This is a genomic window from Acidovorax delafieldii 2AN, from assembly GCF_000175235.1.
In the GTDB taxonomy this organism is placed as follows: domain Bacteria; phylum Pseudomonadota; class Gammaproteobacteria; order Burkholderiales; family Burkholderiaceae_C; genus Acidovorax; species Acidovorax delafieldii_B.
Map to the genome: position 1 here is coordinate 1 of NZ_ACQT01000066.1, position 17205 is coordinate 17205.

General features: G+C 63.1%; 18 protein-coding genes. All 18 read right to left on the minus strand.

Translation table 11 applies throughout. From position 1 onward, the window contains the following. Positions 1-158 precede the first annotated feature (158 nt). Entirely contained in the window at positions 159-608 is a 450-nt protein-coding gene (gene cadR, locus ACDELDRAFT_RS10585; protein ID WP_005796423.1) for a Cd(II)/Pb(II)-responsive transcriptional regulator, read from the minus strand. A 91-nt stretch (positions 609-699) separates the two neighbouring features. Further along, positions 700-1098 carry a four-helix bundle copper-binding protein gene (locus ACDELDRAFT_RS25055; RefSeq protein WP_157764919.1) on the minus strand — a complete coding sequence of 133 codons (399 nt, stop codon included), beginning with the start codon at positions 1096-1098 and terminating at the stop codon, positions 700-702. A gap of 143 nt (positions 1099-1241) precedes the next feature. Beyond that, the gene (locus tag ACDELDRAFT_RS10595; protein WP_040328816.1) at positions 1242-1970 is read right to left on the minus strand and encodes a ZIP family metal transporter; all 729 of its coding nucleotides are present in this window, start codon (positions 1968-1970) and stop codon (positions 1242-1244) included. Positions 1971-2074: 104 nt separating this feature from the next. Next, positions 2075-2476: a hypothetical protein gene (locus ACDELDRAFT_RS10600; protein WP_040328809.1), complete on the minus strand. Its 402-nt coding sequence runs from the start codon at positions 2474-2476 to the stop codon at positions 2075-2077. Positions 2477-2492: 16 nt separating this feature from the next. After that, positions 2493-2783 (minus strand): TFIIB-type zinc ribbon-containing protein, encoded by a 291-nt coding sequence (locus tag ACDELDRAFT_RS10605; protein WP_005796429.1) that lies wholly within the window; start codon positions 2781-2783, stop codon positions 2493-2495. A 54-nt stretch (positions 2784-2837) separates the two neighbouring features. After that, entirely contained in the window at positions 2838-5513 is a 2676-nt protein-coding gene (locus tag ACDELDRAFT_RS10610; RefSeq protein WP_005796432.1) for a heavy metal translocating P-type ATPase, read from the minus strand. Between the two features lie 10 nt (positions 5514-5523). Further along, positions 5524-5784, minus strand: a complete 261-nt coding sequence (locus tag ACDELDRAFT_RS10615) for a hypothetical protein (RefSeq protein WP_005796434.1) — start codon at positions 5782-5784, stop codon at positions 5524-5526. 69 nt (positions 5785-5853) lie between these two features. Further along, positions 5854-6189: a P-II family nitrogen regulator gene (locus ACDELDRAFT_RS10620; RefSeq protein WP_005796436.1), complete on the minus strand. Its 336-nt coding sequence runs from the start codon at positions 6187-6189 to the stop codon at positions 5854-5856. After that, complete coding sequence (locus ACDELDRAFT_RS10625) at positions 6186-9308, minus strand: efflux RND transporter permease subunit (RefSeq protein ID WP_005796438.1); 3123 nt, start codon at positions 9306-9308, stop codon at positions 6186-6188. Before ACDELDRAFT_RS10625 ends, ACDELDRAFT_RS10620 begins: the two co-directional genes overlap by 4 nt. A 17-nt stretch (positions 9309-9325) precedes the next feature. Then, complete coding sequence (locus tag ACDELDRAFT_RS10630; RefSeq protein ID WP_005796440.1) at positions 9326-10543, minus strand: efflux RND transporter periplasmic adaptor subunit; 1218 nt, start codon at positions 10541-10543, stop codon at positions 9326-9328. Between the two features lie 2 nt (positions 10544-10545). Continuing rightward, positions 10546-11895: a TolC family protein gene (locus tag ACDELDRAFT_RS10635; RefSeq protein WP_005796441.1), complete on the minus strand. Its 1350-nt coding sequence runs from the start codon at positions 11893-11895 to the stop codon at positions 10546-10548. Positions 11896-11993: 98 nt separating this feature from the next. Continuing rightward, the gene (gene czcI, locus ACDELDRAFT_RS10640) at positions 11994-12362 is read right to left on the minus strand and encodes a cation efflux protein, CzcI family (RefSeq protein ID WP_005796443.1); all 369 of its coding nucleotides are present in this window, start codon (positions 12360-12362) and stop codon (positions 11994-11996) included. A 26-nt stretch (positions 12363-12388) separates the two neighbouring features. Further along, entirely contained in the window at positions 12389-13381 is a 993-nt protein-coding gene (locus tag ACDELDRAFT_RS10645) for a cation diffusion facilitator family transporter (RefSeq protein ID WP_040328813.1), read from the minus strand. Beyond that, positions 13371-14015: a cation transporter gene (locus ACDELDRAFT_RS10650; RefSeq protein WP_005796446.1), complete on the minus strand. Its 645-nt coding sequence runs from the start codon at positions 14013-14015 to the stop codon at positions 13371-13373. The genes ACDELDRAFT_RS10645 and ACDELDRAFT_RS10650 overlap by 11 nt, the downstream gene beginning before the upstream one ends. A gap of 473 nt (positions 14016-14488) precedes the next feature. Next, positions 14489-15418, minus strand: a complete 930-nt coding sequence (locus ACDELDRAFT_RS10655) for a DNA-binding protein (protein ID WP_005796449.1) — start codon at positions 15416-15418, stop codon at positions 14489-14491. A gap of 96 nt (positions 15419-15514) precedes the next feature. Beyond that, complete coding sequence (locus ACDELDRAFT_RS10660) at positions 15515-15916, minus strand: type II toxin-antitoxin system MqsA family antitoxin (RefSeq protein ID WP_005796451.1); 402 nt, start codon at positions 15914-15916, stop codon at positions 15515-15517. A 2-nt stretch (positions 15917-15918) separates the two neighbouring features. Further along, a complete protein-coding gene (locus ACDELDRAFT_RS10665) occupies positions 15919-16218 on the minus strand; it encodes a type II toxin-antitoxin system MqsR family toxin (RefSeq protein ID WP_005796453.1) in 300 nt (99 codons plus the stop codon). 776 nt (positions 16219-16994) lie between these two features. Continuing rightward, positions 16995-17205 (minus strand): hypothetical protein (locus ACDELDRAFT_RS25685; RefSeq protein WP_232504755.1); only part of this gene is annotated, 211 nt, incomplete at its 5' end.

Consider the following 17205-nt stretch of genomic DNA (forward strand, 5'->3'; position numbering starts at 1 on the left):
AAGAGGCTTCAAACCGCGCTGAATGGTGCAGTCGTCTTCTGAAAATGACAGGAGACCCTGGACGCCTATTTGAGGTATGCCCAAACTAGACGACAGTACAGCCTCTTCCGGACAACGCGCCCAATCGTCAAGGGTCATGTCAGTCAAATACCCGTCGATCATCGATGGGTGCCTTGCACGTGGCGTTTGCCAGGCATCCCTCTGCTCGATGATTCTGGTGCGCTCGAAAGGACCTGGAGAATCCCGCACTCGTTTGCGCCCTGGGCCTCGTTGCACTGATTCCTGAGCACTTTCAACTGCCCTTTGAGGGCTCGCAGCTCGCGGATGCGAGCGGCCACGTGTTCGATGTGAGCGTCGAGAAGTGCATTGACCTCGCCACAGTTCTGGTTCGGCGAGTCCTTGAAGCGAAGCAGCGAGCGTATTTCGTCCAGCGCCATGTCGAGGGACCGGCAATGGCGGATGAACGCGAGGCGCTCCGTGTGCACTGCCCCGTAGATGCGGTAGTTGCCTTCGGACCGAGGAGTAACAGGAAGGAGCTCCTCGCGCTCGTAAAAGCGGATCGTCTCAATCGCTGTGCCCGTTGCCTTTGCCAGCTCGCCAATCTTCATGGCTCGTATCCTCGTCTCTATGCAACGGTCAGCACAAAGGTCAAGGGCGCGATCGATCGGAACCGCTCGCGCCGAAGAAATCGCCGCCCCGTCAGAGCGGATGGCGCTCCGAGGCATGCTGCTCACACGCACTGGCGCAGGCTTCGCAAGCCTGCTGGCAGCGCGCACAGTGTGCATGTTCACCGGCATGCTTGGCGCACTCTGCCGCGCAGGTGCGGCAGACGTGAGCACATAGTGCGCAAAAATCGCCATGGTGCGGCGACCGCCTTGCCAGCGCGTTGAGAGTCGCCGCGCAGATGTCGGCGCAGTCCAGGTTGAGGAGCGCGCAGGCGCCCATGTCGCCGTGACCGCTTTCGCGGATATCGTGCGCCGCGCACTCCTGGCAAGCGTGCAGCGCCTCTTCACAAGCCTCGATGCAGGCGGTGATGTTGTCTTCGGTGTCTTGGGTAGCCATTTGCTTTTCCTGTTCAGTTGGATGGATGAGTGACACCTCGCGGTGCCTTGACGACGCTGGTATTTGCTCAACCACTGTCACGTGACGCGGTCGTTCGCCAGCTACAAGAGGCCTGATGGCCTGTTGATTCGAGAATAATTTGAACCGGTGCCGTTGACCGCCGAGACACGAGCCTGGCGTCATACCAGCATCTCGATCAGCAGCAACGCGAGGAACCCGACGAAGAACATTGACGTCAAGAGGGGCGTCTCGTCGACCTCATGCGCCTCTACGAGCAACTCCTCCGTGACCAGATAGAGCAACGCCGCGACCCCGAACGACATTACCGCATCCAGGATCACACCGTTGACGCCCGCCAGGAAGTAGGCACCGATCCCGGCACTTGCCAGTAGCAGCCCGGCAAAGGCGAGCGTCGTGCCGATGATGCGCTGCCGCGCGCCCGGCCCGCCCATCGCCGCCGCAGTCGCAACGCCGAGGAACAGCACTTCCAGCGTCAAGGCAACCGTGATCAGCAGTCCCTGGCGCTCGCCGGCGGCAAAGCTGATTCCGATCAGCAGGCCGTCCAGCGCGATGTCCACGGCCGAGACCAGAAGCAGGCTGGTCGGCAAAGCCGACGGCGCAGCGTCTCCTGTCGATGCCTCCAGGCGTCCGGCGAGCGATTTGAGCAGCAGCATGGCCGCTACACCCAAGCCGAATCCGACCAGCGTGACCCACGGCATCCGACGATGCACGACATCCGGCAGCAGTTCAGTGGCCAGCGCGGCAAACAGAACCCCCGCAGCGACGTGCTGGACGCCGCTGCGCACCGCCGGGCTCGGCGTTCGAAATGCTGCGGCGATGCCCCCCACAACGACTGCGATGGCGGGGATGGATGCAAACGCAAGTACGTTGCTCAATGGACTGGTCATGGTGGGGACGAGTACGCTTGCGGTCATTGGGAAGTGTCTGGATCTACTTCGCGCCAGGGCGCACCGCGGTGACGACATGCTCGCACGGCGTCTGTTCCATCGCGTCAGCTCGCCGCAGCTCGCCGTTGTACTTGACGAGCGCACTCCGAGACGTTGACATAGACGAGCTCCCCGACCCTGTAGTCTTCAGACGGTGTCACCGGCACCGCGACCTCCCGGCTCCGTCGACCCGCCCTGTAGCGAACAATGGCCCAGGTGGTTCCCACCGTGGCCCGAGGGGTTGGTGCCGACTCGCACCGAGGGATCTGATGTGGCGCCAGCTTGTCGAACGGTTCGATGCGTTTGACCTCTGCCTTGCGCCAGCCCTCGTAGAAGTCATAGCGGCCTTCGTAGGGCGTCGTGCAACCCGATGCGGCCACCGCGACGCCCACCGACAGCACCACGCGCATTCCCCATCGCCTCGACCTGGCGATAGCCGGGTTGACGATATCGAGGCGGATGGCCACGGTTCAGCTCTGCCCGTCAGTCGAAAAGCCGCTTCAAGAAGCTCTCGTGCTTTCCACCGCCATGCCCGGACCCGTGACGACTTCTGCCGTGACCGGAGTCGTCGCGATAACTATCACGGTTGGTCTGCATGACCGGGGCCTGCGGCTGCAGCGCGGCGACGGGCTGCTCGCGCTGGCTGCGCTCGATGATCTTGTCGAGTTCGCCGCGATCCAGCCACACGCCTCGGCATTTCGGGCAGTAGTCGATCTCGATGTCCTGGCGGCTGGTCATCACGAGTTGCGTTTCTGTGCACACGGGGCATTGCATGTCGGTTCCTTTGACTTTCAAGAGAATGTTCGGGTGTCAGGCGAGCGGTGTGGCTCAGCCTGGCTGCGCGACGGGGGTGCTGAGTTCGACGGCTGCGGCCGCTGGTGTCGTCCCCTTGTAGGCAAGCAGACGCAGGGCGTTCACAACGACAAGCAGGGTCGAGCCTTCGTGGAACAAGACCGCTGTGCCGATGTTCAATCCGAAGATGGTGGCGGGGATGAGCACGGCGACGACACCGAGACTCACCCACAGGTTCTGCTTGATGATTCGGCTGGTGCTGCGCGACAGCCCCACAGCGAAGGGCAGTTGCGCCAGGTCGTCGGCCATGAGTGCCACGTCGGCAGTTTCCAGCGCCACATCCGACCCGGCCGCACCCATCGCTATGCCCACGGTGGAGTTGGCCATCGCCGGCGCGTCGTTGACCCCGTCGCCCACCATCGCGACCTTGCCGTGCGCCTTGCGAAGGTCCTTGATCGCATCGACCTTCTGCTCCGGCATCAGGTCGCCGCGCGCCTCGGTCAGCCCGACGGTCTTGGCCACAGCTTCAGCAACCTGCTGGTTGTCGCCGGAGATCATGATCAGGCGTTCGATGCCGAGCTTGCGAAGTTCCGCCATGACCTGCGCCGCCACCGGCCGCGGTGTGTCCATCACACCAATCACCCCCAGGAAGCGGCGCCCTTTGCGCACGACCATGGTGGTGCGGCCTGCCGCCACCAGCGCCTGGTTGGCGTTGTCCACGTGCGCGGGCATCGCCGAGTCCGGCAGTTCGGAGAACAGCACCGGCTTGCCGATGTGCACCGCCTCGCCGTCCACCTGCGCCTGGACGCCGCGTCCGGTGATGCTCTTTACATCGGATGCACTCAAAGGCTGCAGCCGGTCGCCCAGGCGTTCGCGCGCGCCCGTGACGATGGCCGACGCCAGCGGGTGATCGCTGTGCTCCTCGACCGCCAGCGCCACCCGCAGCAACTCGTCCTCGGTCGCGCCTTCGGCCGCGACGGCATCGGTCAACTTGGGCTTGCCTTCGGTCAGCGTGCCGGTCTTGTCGAACGCGATCGAGGTGAGCGTGCCCAGGTTCTCCAGCGGCCCACCGCCTTTCACGAGCACGCCGCCGCGCGCAGCGCGCGCAACGCCGCTGAGCACTGCACTCGGCACCGAGATGGCGAGCGCACACGGGCTTGCAGCGACCAGCACCGCCATGGCCCGGTAGAAACTGGTCGCGAAGGGCTCGTCGATCACGACCCACGCGAACATCAACAGGCCGACCAGCACCAGCACGGCCGGCACGAAGATGCGCTCGAAACACTCGGTGAACTGCTGCGTCGGCGAGCGTTGCGCTTCTGCCTCGGTCACCATCTTGACCACCCGCGCCATCGTCGACTGGTCGGCCTTGCGCGCCACCATTACGTCGATGGCACCGGAGCCGTTGATCGTGCCGGCGAACACGCGGTGCTCGGCCCCCACGCGCTCGAAGTTGGTGATGGCCGTCTTCGCATCATCGATCGGCCGCTTGTCCACCGGCACGCTCTCGCCAGTTACCGGCGCCTGGTTGATGCTGGACGTGCCGACCACCACCACGCCGTCGGCCGGAAGCCGTTCATTCGGTCGCACCACCACCACGTCGCCGACCTGCAGCACGTTTAGCGCAACCTCTTCAGTGCGCCCGTCGCGACGCAGGGTGGCTGTCTCCGGCGCCAGCTTGGCCAGCGCCTGGATGGCGCGGCGCGCGCGGCCCATCGCGTAGTGTTCGAGCGAGTGACCCAGGCTGAACAGGAACAGCAGCAACCCGCCTTCTAACCACTGTCCGAGCGCGGCTGCACCGGCCGCCGCCACCAGCATCAAGGTGTCGATCTCGAAACGCCGCGCGCGGAGGTTCTCGATGGCCTCCTTGACGGTGAACCAGCCGCCGAAGACATATGCCCCGATGTAGCAGGCCGTCGGCACCCAGCCTGGCGCGAAGCCGCCGCGACCGATGAGCCAGCCGATCAATACGAGCGCGCCGGCCAACAGGGCAAAGATCAGCTCGGATTTCTCGCCGAACAGTCCGCCGTGCGCGTGATCGTGACCGGCGTGATCTCCTTCACCTTCCGCGTGATCGTGGCCGGCGTGTGCCGTGGTTGTTCCGTCAGCGGCTTTGCCTTCATGCTTTTCATGGTCATGGTGCTCATCGTGGTCGGCCTTGTCATGCGCGCGGGCCTCGGGCTCGTCATGGTCATGATCGTGCGCTTGCTTCTCGGCCACGGATTGCGCGGTTGCTTTGCGAACACCCTGTGGTTCGAGCGTCGCATGACCAGCAAGGCCGAGTGACGTGGCGATATGGAGCAGTGTTTGCTCCGAAACCGTCGAGCGGTCGTATTCGACGCGCAATGCACCGGACGCAGCAACATCGGCCTCCAATACGCCCGGCACATTTCGCAGTCCGTCTGCCACACGCCGCGCCGACCGGGCGTGCAGTGGGCCATCGGTTCGAAACACGAGGTGCGCATAGCGCGCCCCGAGCTGAGCGCCGACCGATTGAACGAGTTCACGCACGCGGCCAAACGTGATCTCGTTGGGGTTGTAGTGGACGCACAACTGCGGCGAATCGCCATCCCCGCCAACGATGTGCGCTTCCTCGATGCCGGGGCGACCGGACAGCGCGTCCGTCAGGCGCGCCACGCACCGGTCTTCAGCATCGTCGACCCCGGTCAGAACCAAGGGCAGGTCGAGACGGAGCTTTTCTGGAGCACTCATGATGAAGGCCTCACTTCGTGGATGACGGCGGCTTCCGGCTGGCGCCAGCACTCTCCGGCGGGATACTTCCTGCGTGCAATGATTTCTTCCGCATGCGTTGCCGAAGTTGTTCTGCGTACTTCACCGGCGGTGGCGGCGGTGGCTTCCTGGCCTTCATCCTGGGACGCAGGAGCCGGTACACCAAGTACGCCACCGCGCCCACCGCGATAAAGCCCAACCAGATCCAGAAAATCGACTGCGCGACCGGGCCATGCATCGGTTCGGTGAACATGAAAACCTCCTTCAGAAGCAAGGGGCCGGCGCCAGAACGAAGCGCCTGCATCCGCGGGCGTCATCACACTCATCCGACCCGAATCGCTTGCGCGATGTCGATCACATAGATCCAGCCAGCCGTCACTTGCCCGGTGCGCGCCACGCGGCTGATGACCTCGACCAATTCGTCCGCGTACTCATCGCTGCAGTGCAGTTCCAGCTTGTACTCATTGACGACCTCCTCACCCAGTTCGACCGAGTAGCGCTTCTCGGAATCATCGAGCGGCAGCAGCGATCCCTTGACCATGTAGACCGTCAGGTTGTGGTCGCCGTTGCCGCCGGCACTCCACACTGAAGATGCCTTCAACGCGGAGATGACATCGGCAATGCGGTTGCTGTGCACGTAGGCTTTGATCTCTTTCATGTCGTCGCTCCTTCGGAAACAACGGCCGGACGGTTGCGCCGTTCAGCGCGCAGTTCCGACCACTCGTAGATCAACGGCAGCAGCAGCAGCGTGAGCGCCGTCGAGGTGAACAGTCCGCCGACCACCACGGTGGCCAGTGGACGCTGCGTCTCTGCGCCCACACCGGTGGACAGCAGCATCGGGATTAGACCGAGAATGGCGACCGATGCCGTCATCAGCACGGGTCGAAGCCGCAGCGACGCACCTCGACGCACGGCATCGCGCACGGACAGGCCCTGTCGTCGCTGGTCGTTGAGAAACTCGACCATCACGATGCCGTTCAGCATGGCCACGCCGAACACCGCGATGAACCCGATCGCCGACGGCACCGACAGGTACTGGCCGCTGACGAACAGACCAACGATGCCGCCGATGACCGCGAACGGCACGTTGGCGATGATGATCGTCGCGTGCCGCACCGAGTTGAACGCGGTGTACAGCAGCATGAAGATCAGGCCGATGGTCAGCGGCACGATGACGGCCAGACGCGCCATGGCGCGCTGCTGGTTCTCGAAGGCACCGCCCCACTCCAGGTAGTAGCCCTCCGGCAACTGAACCCGTTGCTTGATCATCGCGTCGGCGTCCTTGACAAAGCCGTCGACGTCGCGTCCCTTCACATCCATCTGCAGCACGGAATAGCGCTGCAGCGACTCGCGCCGAATGAACGAATAGCCTTCGTCCAGCTCGATGGAAGCCACTTGCGCGAACGGGATCAGGGCACCGTCGGCACTTCGGATCGGGATCGCACCGATGGTGGTCGGGTCGAGCCGGTACTCATCGGCAAGTCGCACGGCGATGTCGAACCGTTTGGTACCTTCGATCAGCGTCGAGACCGAGCTTCCGCCGATGCCGGCCTGCACCACTTCGAGAATCTCGTCCGCATTGATGCCGTAGCGAGAAGCCGCATCTCGGTTGACCTTGATGATCAGCTGCGGCTTTCCTTTGTTCGCCTCAGCGGAGAGATCGGCGACGCCGGGCACCTTTTCGAGCGCCTCCTTCATCTGTCCCGTCAGGCGGTCCAGCGTCTCCAGGTCTTGACCGTAGAGCTTGAGTGCGAGCGTCGCACGAACTCCAGAGATGAGCTCCTCGACGCGCGATTGGATCGGTTGGGTCGCGCCGAATACGGCCGTCGGCACGACCTTCTCTAGAGCCTCCTGCATCTCGGACGCAAGCTTGGTGTACGGAATCTTTTCGGGCCACTCCGATTGGGGCTTGGTGGCGAGGTTGAGTTCCATGTAATTCACATCGGTCGTCTCGCCGCCCTCGGCACGGCCGATCGTGGCAAGCACGGAGACCACCTGCGGGAACTGTTTGTGCAGTTCGTCGCTGACGACCTTGGACACGCGGATCGACTCGTCAAGCGATGCCGATGGGATGTTGGTCACGCGGAACTGGATCGTGCCCTCCTGCAGCGTCGGCATGAACTCCTTGCCGAGGAACGGGAACAGAGCCAGGGATGCGACCAACAGGGCCAGGGCAGAGCCGATGACCAGCTTTTTGCGCTCCAATGCCCAGTCAAGCAAGGGCAAGTAGGCCTTCTTTGCCCAGCGCACGACGAACGTGTCCTTCTCCTCTTTGGGCTTGAGGATGAGTGCGGCGAGTACTGGCACCAGCGTCATCGACAGCAGCAACGAGCCGGCCATCGCGAACGTGATCGTCAGCGCCATCGGCTTGAACAGCTTGCCTTCGAGCCCGGTCAGCGAGAACAGCGGCAGGAAGACCACGATGATGATGATGATCGCAAACGCGATCGGGTTGATCACCTCGCGCGCCGCTTCCAGGATCAGGTGCGTCTTGTTGATCGGCTTGCCGGACTCCCTCGCATGCGATAGCAGCCGGAAGGAGTTCTCGACCAGCACCACCGCGCCGTCCACCATCATCCCCGTGCCAATGGCAAGACCGGCCAGTGACATCAGGTTGGCCGAAACGCCGAACTGCTGCATCAGGATGAACGCAATCAGCATCGCCAGTGGCAAGGTGACGATCACGACAATGGCCGAGCGGAACTCGCCGAGGAACAAGAAGAGGATCACGGCCACCAGGATGGCGCCTTCGACGAGCGAACTCTCCGCCGTCTTCAGCGCCTTCTGGACCAGCTCGGCGCGGTCGTAGTTGGGCACCAGCGTCACGCCCTTGGGCAATGCCGCCTGCGCCACGGCCAACTTGGCCTTCACGGCGTCTACAACCGCCTGCGCGTTTTCATTGACGCGCGCCAGCGCGATGCCGAGCACGGCTTCCTTGCCGTCCTTGGTGACGGCGCCGAAGCGCGGTGCCGGCGCCTCCTTGACCTGCGCTACGTCACGCACATAGATCGGCGCGCCGTTGCGCTCGGCAACGACGATGCCCGCGATGTCCTTGGTGTTGCTCACCAGCCCCAGGCCGCGCACGAGGTACTGCTCGGAACCCAGGTTGATGGACTGGCCGCCCACCTGCTTGTTGTTCGCCGTGAGGCGCTCCATCACCTGCTTGAACGACAGGCCGTACTTGATGAGCTGGCGCGGGTCGATCTGCACCTGGTACTGCTTCTGATCGCCGCCCCACGACACCACGTCGTCCACGCCGGGCGCGGTGCGCAGGATCAAGCGCACCGTCCAGTCGTGCAGCGTGCGCAGGTCCATGGCGGACAGCTTCTTGTCCGCCGACTCGATCGTGTACCAGAACACCTGGCCGAGACCCGAACTGTTCGGCCCGAGAACGGGCTCCCCGTAGCCCTGAGGCAATCGGCCTTTGACATCCTGCAGCTTCTCGCCGACGAGCCGGCGTGCGAAGTAGATGTCGACGTTGTCCTTGAAATAGACCGCCACATACGACAGGCCGAACAGCGAAACGGAACGAACTTCCTCGACCCCGGGCAAGCCGGCCATGACGCCTTCGATCGGCGTGGTGAGCAGTTTTTCGACATCCTCGGCGGCGAGGCCTGGCGACTCGGTGTAGATGCTGACCTGGATCGGCGTCACGTCGGGGAAGGCGTCCACGGGCACCTGGCGGAACGCCTGGATGCCCAGGCCGATCACGACGAGGAAGGCCACGAGCACCAGGACTTTGTAACGCAGTGACGCGTCAACGATGGCATTGAGCATGGTGATTCTTCCTGGACCTATTCGCCGATTTGCGACTTGAGCAGGCGGGCCTTCAGGGCATAAGCCCCGGCGGTCACGACCTTCTCGCCCGCGGCAACGCCCGACTTGATGACGGTGCGGCCCGACAGCTTTTCGCCCAGTTCGATGGCCCGGGATTCGAACCCTTCGCCCTTGGCCACGAAGATCGTCGGCTGGCCCTGCAACAGCAGGATCGCGGCGTCTGGCACCGACAGCGCTTCGCGCTTGGCACCGTTAGTGTCGATGGTGGCGCTGGCAAACATCTCGGGCTTGAGTCGCCCATCCTTGTTGTCCACCTCGATACGTGCCGGTACGGTGCGGCTGTCCTTGTCGAGCAGGCTGGCGACGTAGGTGACGCGGCCCTTGAACAGTTCGCCCGGATAGGCCGCCACTTTCACGGTGGCCTCTGCGCCAACGCGCACCTTGGACAAGGCGTCTTCGGTGAGGTTGGCCTCGATCCACACGCGCGACAGGTCGGCCACCGTGAACAGCGGTGCTGCAGGCGTGCCCAACTCGCCGACGATGGCCGTCTTCTGGACAATCGTCCCAGCCAAAGGCGCGTTCAGCGAAAAAGTGGAGACAGCAGCGCCGCCTGCCTGGGCGGAGCCGCCGAGCAAGCGCAGCTTGTCCTGGGCCGCGCGCAGCTCCGACGACGCCTTTTCCAATTCGGACTTGGCTTTCAGGAACTCGCGCTGCGGAATGATCTCGTCGGCATTCAGCGTCTCGGCGCGCTTGAAGTCGGACTGCGCCACGCGCTGGTGGGACTGCGCTTGCTGCAGCGCCGACTGCGCCTCGCCGATGGCGAGGCTGTCGAGCACGGCGAGCGGCTGCCCGGCTTTCACAGCGTCGCCCAGATTCGCGGCGACCGAAATGATTCGACCCTCCACGCGCGGTGCCACGCGGGCGATGCGGTCCTGATTCGGTCGGATGGTGGCCGTAACGGTGATCGAGTCGGCAAAGGCCAGCGACGCCAGCGTCTCCACCTTGATGCCTGCCCGCTGCGCCTCTTCCGCCGACAGCTTCAGGCCGCCGCCTTCTTTTCCTTCTTCCTTCTTGGGCTCACCTTTTTCGCCTGCAGCAGCAGACGAGGCTGATTTGGCCGGCGCTGCGTTGTCGCCCTTGCCGCAAGCAGCCAGCGTGCCGGCCAATGCCGCGGCTGCGAGCAGAAGCAGCACGCGATTGCGTACACCGGTCGTCGAAGTGTTGATGTTGTTCATGGTTAGTTTGCTTCCTGTGACCAGCCGGCGGCGAGTTCGAGGTCGAGCCGGGTCGCTTGATATTCGGAAAGTGCGTCGTTGAGGTCGCGTCGGGCATCGAGTGCCTGCCGATTCACAACGATCAGCTCCAGCAGGCCGATCTGCCCGGCCTGCTGCGACTTGACCGAGAGTTGCTGGTTGTCGGCGAGAGCGGGGAGCATCGATTCCTGCAGCCGCCGCACCCGGGTTTCCAGACTGTCCAGCCGCAGCCAGAGCGTGTTCACGTTGGCTCGCGTGTCGCGCAGCGTAGTCTGCCGCTCGATCTGGACCTGACTGAGTTCGGAGCGAGCCTGGCCGATGCCAGTCGCGTTGCGTTTGAACAGTGGCAAAGGCACGGACACGGTGAGCGTCGTCAAACGCTCGCGAGCCGTGCCCGGTCCCTCCCTTCCAACGTTCACGCCCACCGTCACGTCGGGATAGGTGCTGGCCTGTTCTAGCTTGAGCTTGGAAGTCGCGCTGTTCTCGCGCTCCACCAGGGCGCGCAGCCGCGGCTGCGCGTCCGCCGCCGCGAGCAGTTCGGCCAGCGAGAAGCGCCGTGGCGTCATCGTCAGTTCACCGACGACCTCGGCCAGATTGCTCGGGGGCAGCTGAATTGTCGCGGACAACTCGGAGCGCGCAGCGAGCAGTTGCTCCTGGGCAATGGCCAGTTGATTGCGCGCACGCTCGGCTTCAACCGTCGCAATGTTGGCGTCGAGCTTGGTGTCTTCACCCGCCGCCCGCCGCTTCTGGATGGCAGTCGCCGTCCCCTCGAACAGCTTCAGCGCCTGGCCCTCCAAGGCCACGCGCTGCTGCAGTGCCAGCACACGGTAGAAACGTGCGGACGCGGTGGCGCGGGCTGTGCGGCGGGCATCGGCGATTTCGGCTCGCAAGGCTGCAAGAGCCGCGTCGGCCGCTTCGCGGCGATAGCCGCGCTGACCTGCGATCTCCAGCGTCTGGGACAACCCGGCGCTCCACTCCTGCCGGCGCTCGTTGCCCTGCCCGACTTGCGGTACGGAGCGCCGCGTGAGGTCGGTGGCAAGTTGGGGGTTGTTGAACAGCAGCGCATTGGCATCCGTCCGGACGCCTTCTGCGGCGGACATTTGCGCCTGTTTGGCACGCAGGGTCGGGTTGGCAGACTCAGCCAGGCTCAACGCCTCGCTGAGCGTCAGGCGCTGTGTGGCAACCGAATTTGGGACCGACGGCTCGGCTTGCGCCGAGACCGGGGCTGTGCCCGTGGCTTGTGCCCAAGCCACGGCGGGCATGAACAGAATGGAACCGGCGGCCCAGGTGGCACACGCCATACCGATGGCAAATGCCAGCGTCTTCGATCGCATCGAACTCTCCTCGTTGTAGAAAAAAACAAACCGGAAGAATTCGGCGAGAGGTCGGTGCTACGCGGGGATGGGGTGCGTGGGGGGACGATCTCGCCGAATCAGGCGGCGAGAGTCCAATTCGGGCGTTCGATGGGGGACGGGATGTACGGGGTGCGTGCGATGCCGGGCAGCGCACGCAAGAGCTCGCCCACGTCGACACCAACGACGACGACCGCCTGCACCAGCGGAGGTACGCAGCTGAGGTGGCAGCTTGCGCAGTCGGGATCGTCGTCGCCGGCGATGTTCTTCCGGTCCGCCGTCGAGTTGTCCGATGCCGCCTTCAGCAGCTTGCCCTCGTGCTTGTGGACGTGATGGCCGAAATGCCGGACGCCCTGCGCTTGCTCATGCTGGCAGTAGCTCGCCGCTGCGCCCCAGACGAACTGGAAGGGCAGCAGTGCAAGCAGGAAGAGGATGAGGAAGCGACGCACGGTGGCCGATCTTATCAGGCAGGGCGTCAGACGACGTTGTCCGGAGCCAGCTCGCAGGCGATGCCGGCAGTGGCTACCTCGATCTGGATCGTCGAATGGCCGATCGAGAAGTGCTCCCGCAGCTCGACGGCGATCTCGTTTCGCTTAGCGTCGCCGGGGTAGCCGCCCGGAAAGATCAAGTGCGCTGTCAAGGCCGTCTCTGTCGTGCTCATGCCCCAGACGTGCAGGTCGTGAACCTCCGACACACCGTCGACCGACGACAGGTAGGCGCGGACCTTGGCGATGTCGATGCCCTCCGGCACGGCCTGCAGGGCAAGGTTGACCGAATCGCGCAGCAGACCCCAGGTGCCGACGATCACCAGCATGGCAATCACCAAGCTGACCAATGGATCCAGCCAGTGCCAACCGGTGAAGACGATGACGATGCCGGCGATCACTACGCCGAGCGCGATCGCCGCATCGCCCGCCATGTGGAGGAACGCAGCGCGCACGTTCAGGTCGCCCTTGCGACCCGCCATGAACAGCAAGGCGGTAGCGAGGTTGATCACGACGCCGATCGCTGCAACCACGATGACGATCGTCCCCTCGACCGCCGTGGGCTCCCGGAAACGTCCGATCGCTTCCCAGGCGATGCCGCCTGTGACGAGCAGCAAAAGGGCGGCGTTAGCGAGCGCAGCAAGGATGGACGTGCTGCGCAGACCGTAGGTAAAGCGGCCGGTCGGCGCCTTTTTCACCAGGTGGCTGGCGCCCCAGGCGAGCAGAAGCCCCAACACGTCGCTCAGGTTGTGGCCGGCGTCGGCCAGCAGCGCCAGGGAATTGCCGACGATCCCGTACACCGCTTCGGTGACGACAAAGCCGGTGTTAAGGACGACGCCGATCAGGAACGCCTTGCCGAAGTCCTTCGGGGCGTGTGAGTGCCCATGGCCATGATCATGGCCGGCGTGCGAGTGATCGTGCTTTGGGGTGCCCGCTGCCGGCTTGTCGTGGCCGTGGCTGCCATGATCGTGTTTATCGGACACGCAAATTCCCTTGTACCGAATCGCAATGCGCGGAACGGAGTTCATCCGTTGCGTGCCGGCTGACCGTCCATGCACCACTGAGCGCCAGGACCGCCATACCGGTGGCGACGACGAGATCGGGCCAGGCGCGCCCGGTTCCGAGCACGCCCAAGGCGGCTGCGGCGACAGCAATGTTGCCGATCGCGTCGTTTCGCGAGCAAATCCAGACCGACCGCATGTTCGAGTCGCCCGTCCGGTACCGGTACAGCATGAGCGCAACGCCCAGGTTGACGCACAGGGCGAGTGCTGCCACGAATCCCATGGTCAGTGGCTCAGGCGCGCCGCCTTGCAGGAAAGACCAGGCCGCCCTGCCAAGGACGAAGATGCCGAATCCGGCCATGCAGGCGGCCTTGCCGAGCGAGGCTCTGGCACGCCAGATGACGGCCAGACCGAGGACGGCAAGCGAAATCCCGTAGTTCGCCGCGTCGCCGAGAAAGTCGATGGCATCGGCGAGAAGGGAAACCGAGCCGGAGCGCATGCTGCCGAGGATTTCGACGCCGAACATGGTGGCGTTGAGCACGAGCGCGATCCAAAGAATCTTGCGATAACGAAAATCGGCGCTCGGCGCAGGCGGCGCGCAGCAGCTTTCTGACATGACCTCTCCTAAGGCCCATGCATTGGAAACCCTGTAGTAGGTAGAGAGTCAAGCTGTGTGCGAAACCGTGCGAGTGCACGAATTAAGCATCTAGCCTCGACGCACAACGTGTCGCCAGCAACGAGGCTCGGACCATTGCGGCCTTGATGCGGGGGCTTAACGTACTTTGCGATCCGTTTTCTGAGGCGACCCCTAGAGCAAAGCGAGCCGCTGCAAGCATGGGGACTCGTTCAAGTGGTCGAACATGTAGCCCATGGGTTGCGGGAGAACACGCGGAAGCATCAGATTTTCCCCACGAGCGACACGGATCAATTTCGGCTCGCTACCCCACAAGAAAAAATGGCTGCGATCAGCAGCCATTTGAATCAGGGAAATTTCAGTGACAGAGAGCGCTCGATCATTCTTGAGCGCATCCAGAACAACGCCCGGTACGCCGACAACACGGCACAGCCGAAAGCAAGCGAGCTAGAGCGTTAGCGACCCTTGCCGGAGTCGCCTGGAACCCTGGCGCGAAGCGCCTCCAGCTCAACGCGCAGGCGTTCATTTTCTGCGTGTTGCGCAGCCTCCACGGCGTCCCTGCGCTTGCTCTCGGCCTGCAGCACGTCCACCTGGCCCGACAGACGAGCGCCCTGCTCTCTCGCCTGGCTTGCCAGGTTGCGCGCATCCTCACGCTCGGCGTGCGCCTTGCGCACGTCTTGCGTGACTTGATCGGCCTGACGCTCTGCCAGCTCCGCGCGTGTTTCGGCGCGAACCACCAGCTCCGCAGACGCTTCCAATCGCGCCGCCAGCACCGCGGCCGCTTGCTCGGCCGCAATACGGCCCTTGCGTTCGTCCTCGACCGCTGCGCGCAATTGCTCGACCTCTTTCCCTTGTGCAGCGTGTCTTTCCGTCAGCCCCTCAGCCCTGAGCCGGGCCGTGGCCAACTCTACGCGGGCCGCTTCTGCCGCCTGCTGTTCGCGCTCGACGCGCCCAGTCAATTCAGCCAGGTCTGCAGCCTGCTGCGCCGCTTTGCCCGCCAAGGTGTCACGTTCAGTCGTCAATACGGCCATCTGGGCGATAAGCGAATCCCGCTCGTCCTCCAGAGACTCGCCAGTCAAAGCAAGATCCGCAGCTTCGGTTTGCACCTCCACCAAGCGCCCTTCAATTTCAGCCCGCGCCTGCGCTGCCGCGCGGCCAATCTCCGCAGCGATAGCAGCGGCCAGCGTCTGAGGAAGCTCAAGCGCTGCAGCCGCCGCCATGGGCCGGGCATCCCGCCAAGCCGACAAATGCTTTTGGATTGTGTTCGGGCTCCCCCGGTCGCCCAACCGCTCGCGCACAGCGCGGATCGTCGCCTGTTTTCCTTCACCAATCAGCGCGTCAGCAACCGCTGACACCTGCTCAGAAGTAACACCTATGCGGGCCATGATACGCCTTTCGTATTTTCGTATCTGTATTATGTATCAATACGATATGTTATTCAATACGAAAACGATACGATATCGTCAAAGTGCCTAAAAAGATCAGGCGGTTTTAACCTCGTTGAGCAAGTCGGGGTGACGATCCAACAGCTTGAACAGTTTGACCAAGGACAGGGGCGGCTTAGTTTTCCCGTTTTCATAGCGCGAGAACGCATTGATGCCGCCGCCAAAGAGTTCGGCGGCCTGCCGCTGGTCAAGGTCGAGTTTTCTACGAACCTTGGCGATGTAGTCGGGATCGACGTAGGCGGAATTCACTTGACGCTGAAACAGGCCGACCATTTCGCTGTAACGGTCGCCATGCTCACGGTTCAAGACGACTTCACCACAAGCCGGGCAAAAGTCACCCGTTACCGCTGGGATGGTGGTGTTTTCACCCTTGTAGGTGAAAGGCATGTCGCGCGTGTCGTGGATCAGTTCCGCCGCGCCGCAGCATGGGCATTTCATGGTCATAGCTCCTTGAAAGAAACGATCAACACGTCATCAATGACGGTCAGCTTTAGGTACACCTCGCCGTTCGCCGTCTCGGCGCGGTAAACGTCTTGCCAAATACGATGATCGGCATGGGTCGTCATACTCTTGTAAAAGTCGCTTGGTGTAAGCGCCAAGACAACGGCACACATGCCGGTCAAATCGCAAATGCCCAGTTCGCGCGCGCCATTAAATGCGCTAGCTGTGGCCCTGACCTGGCCAGCCTCGATCAAGGCTTTGACGACTGGCAGCTTGCAGTGCGGGGTGCCTTTTTCCATAACGCTATTTTAACCTAAAACGTTAATTTGTCAATTAGGTTAATGGCGGAGAGCTTTGCGGTTTCCGGCATCGAGGCCACAGGAGCCAATTTAAGCCCCGCAGGTATGCCACCCTGCCCCACCCCTTCGCCGCTGAAATTGAGTACCCTCTCCCGCGTTCTGGCGCGCTCAGTCAACTCTTCAAGGGCTGAGCGCCCCCCGTTTTTGGTTTCAATTTGGGGGGAGCCGTGTGCCGAAGGGCGCACAGGGGGGCGAAGCCCCCAGGGGGTCGGGGGGCTGCAAGCCCCACGCCTGGGAGCGCCCTAGGCGCGGCGGGGACCGCTGGGGGCGTCGTGTTCAGCCCCCTCTGGGGGGCCTATTAAATGGGTGAGGCCGTAGGCCGAGGGCGAAGCCCTGGGGTGCCGGGTGGGGAGCGCCGAAGGCGCGGGCGAAGCGCGTAGCGCGTAGGAGCCGGCGGGGCGAAGCCCCTAGAGGCGGTGTCTTTTCCTATTGGTTAATTACTATAGGAAAGGAATACAGGGTGCGGGCCCACAAAACGCGATTTCTTCAATCATGACATGGGCTTAGGTCAGTCTGACTTGCGACTTCGCGGGAGTTGTTCATCACACTTGCGGGAGTTGTTCAGCGTGCATAACTCCGCCGAAACAACTTAAGTTGTTGATTTCATTGAAGAAATGGCGCGGGAGTTGTTCAGCGTGCATAACTTTTCTTTTGCACAATGTTTTCCACAAAATATGCACAGCCTTATCAACAGTCCGTAGCGCGGGAGTTCTTCATCAAATTTGTAGCGGTGCATCCCCTGTGCGCCGGGAGTTCTTCATCAAACGGCGGGAGTTGTTCATCACACGTTTGAGGCCTAAAAATGACGTTGGCGGGAGTTCTTCATCACACGCCGGGAGTTCTTCATCACACCCGAGTTCATCAACATGTACCCATTGGATGCGGCACTCCCATGCAAGCCATGCGATTGCCGGTGGGATGCCCATT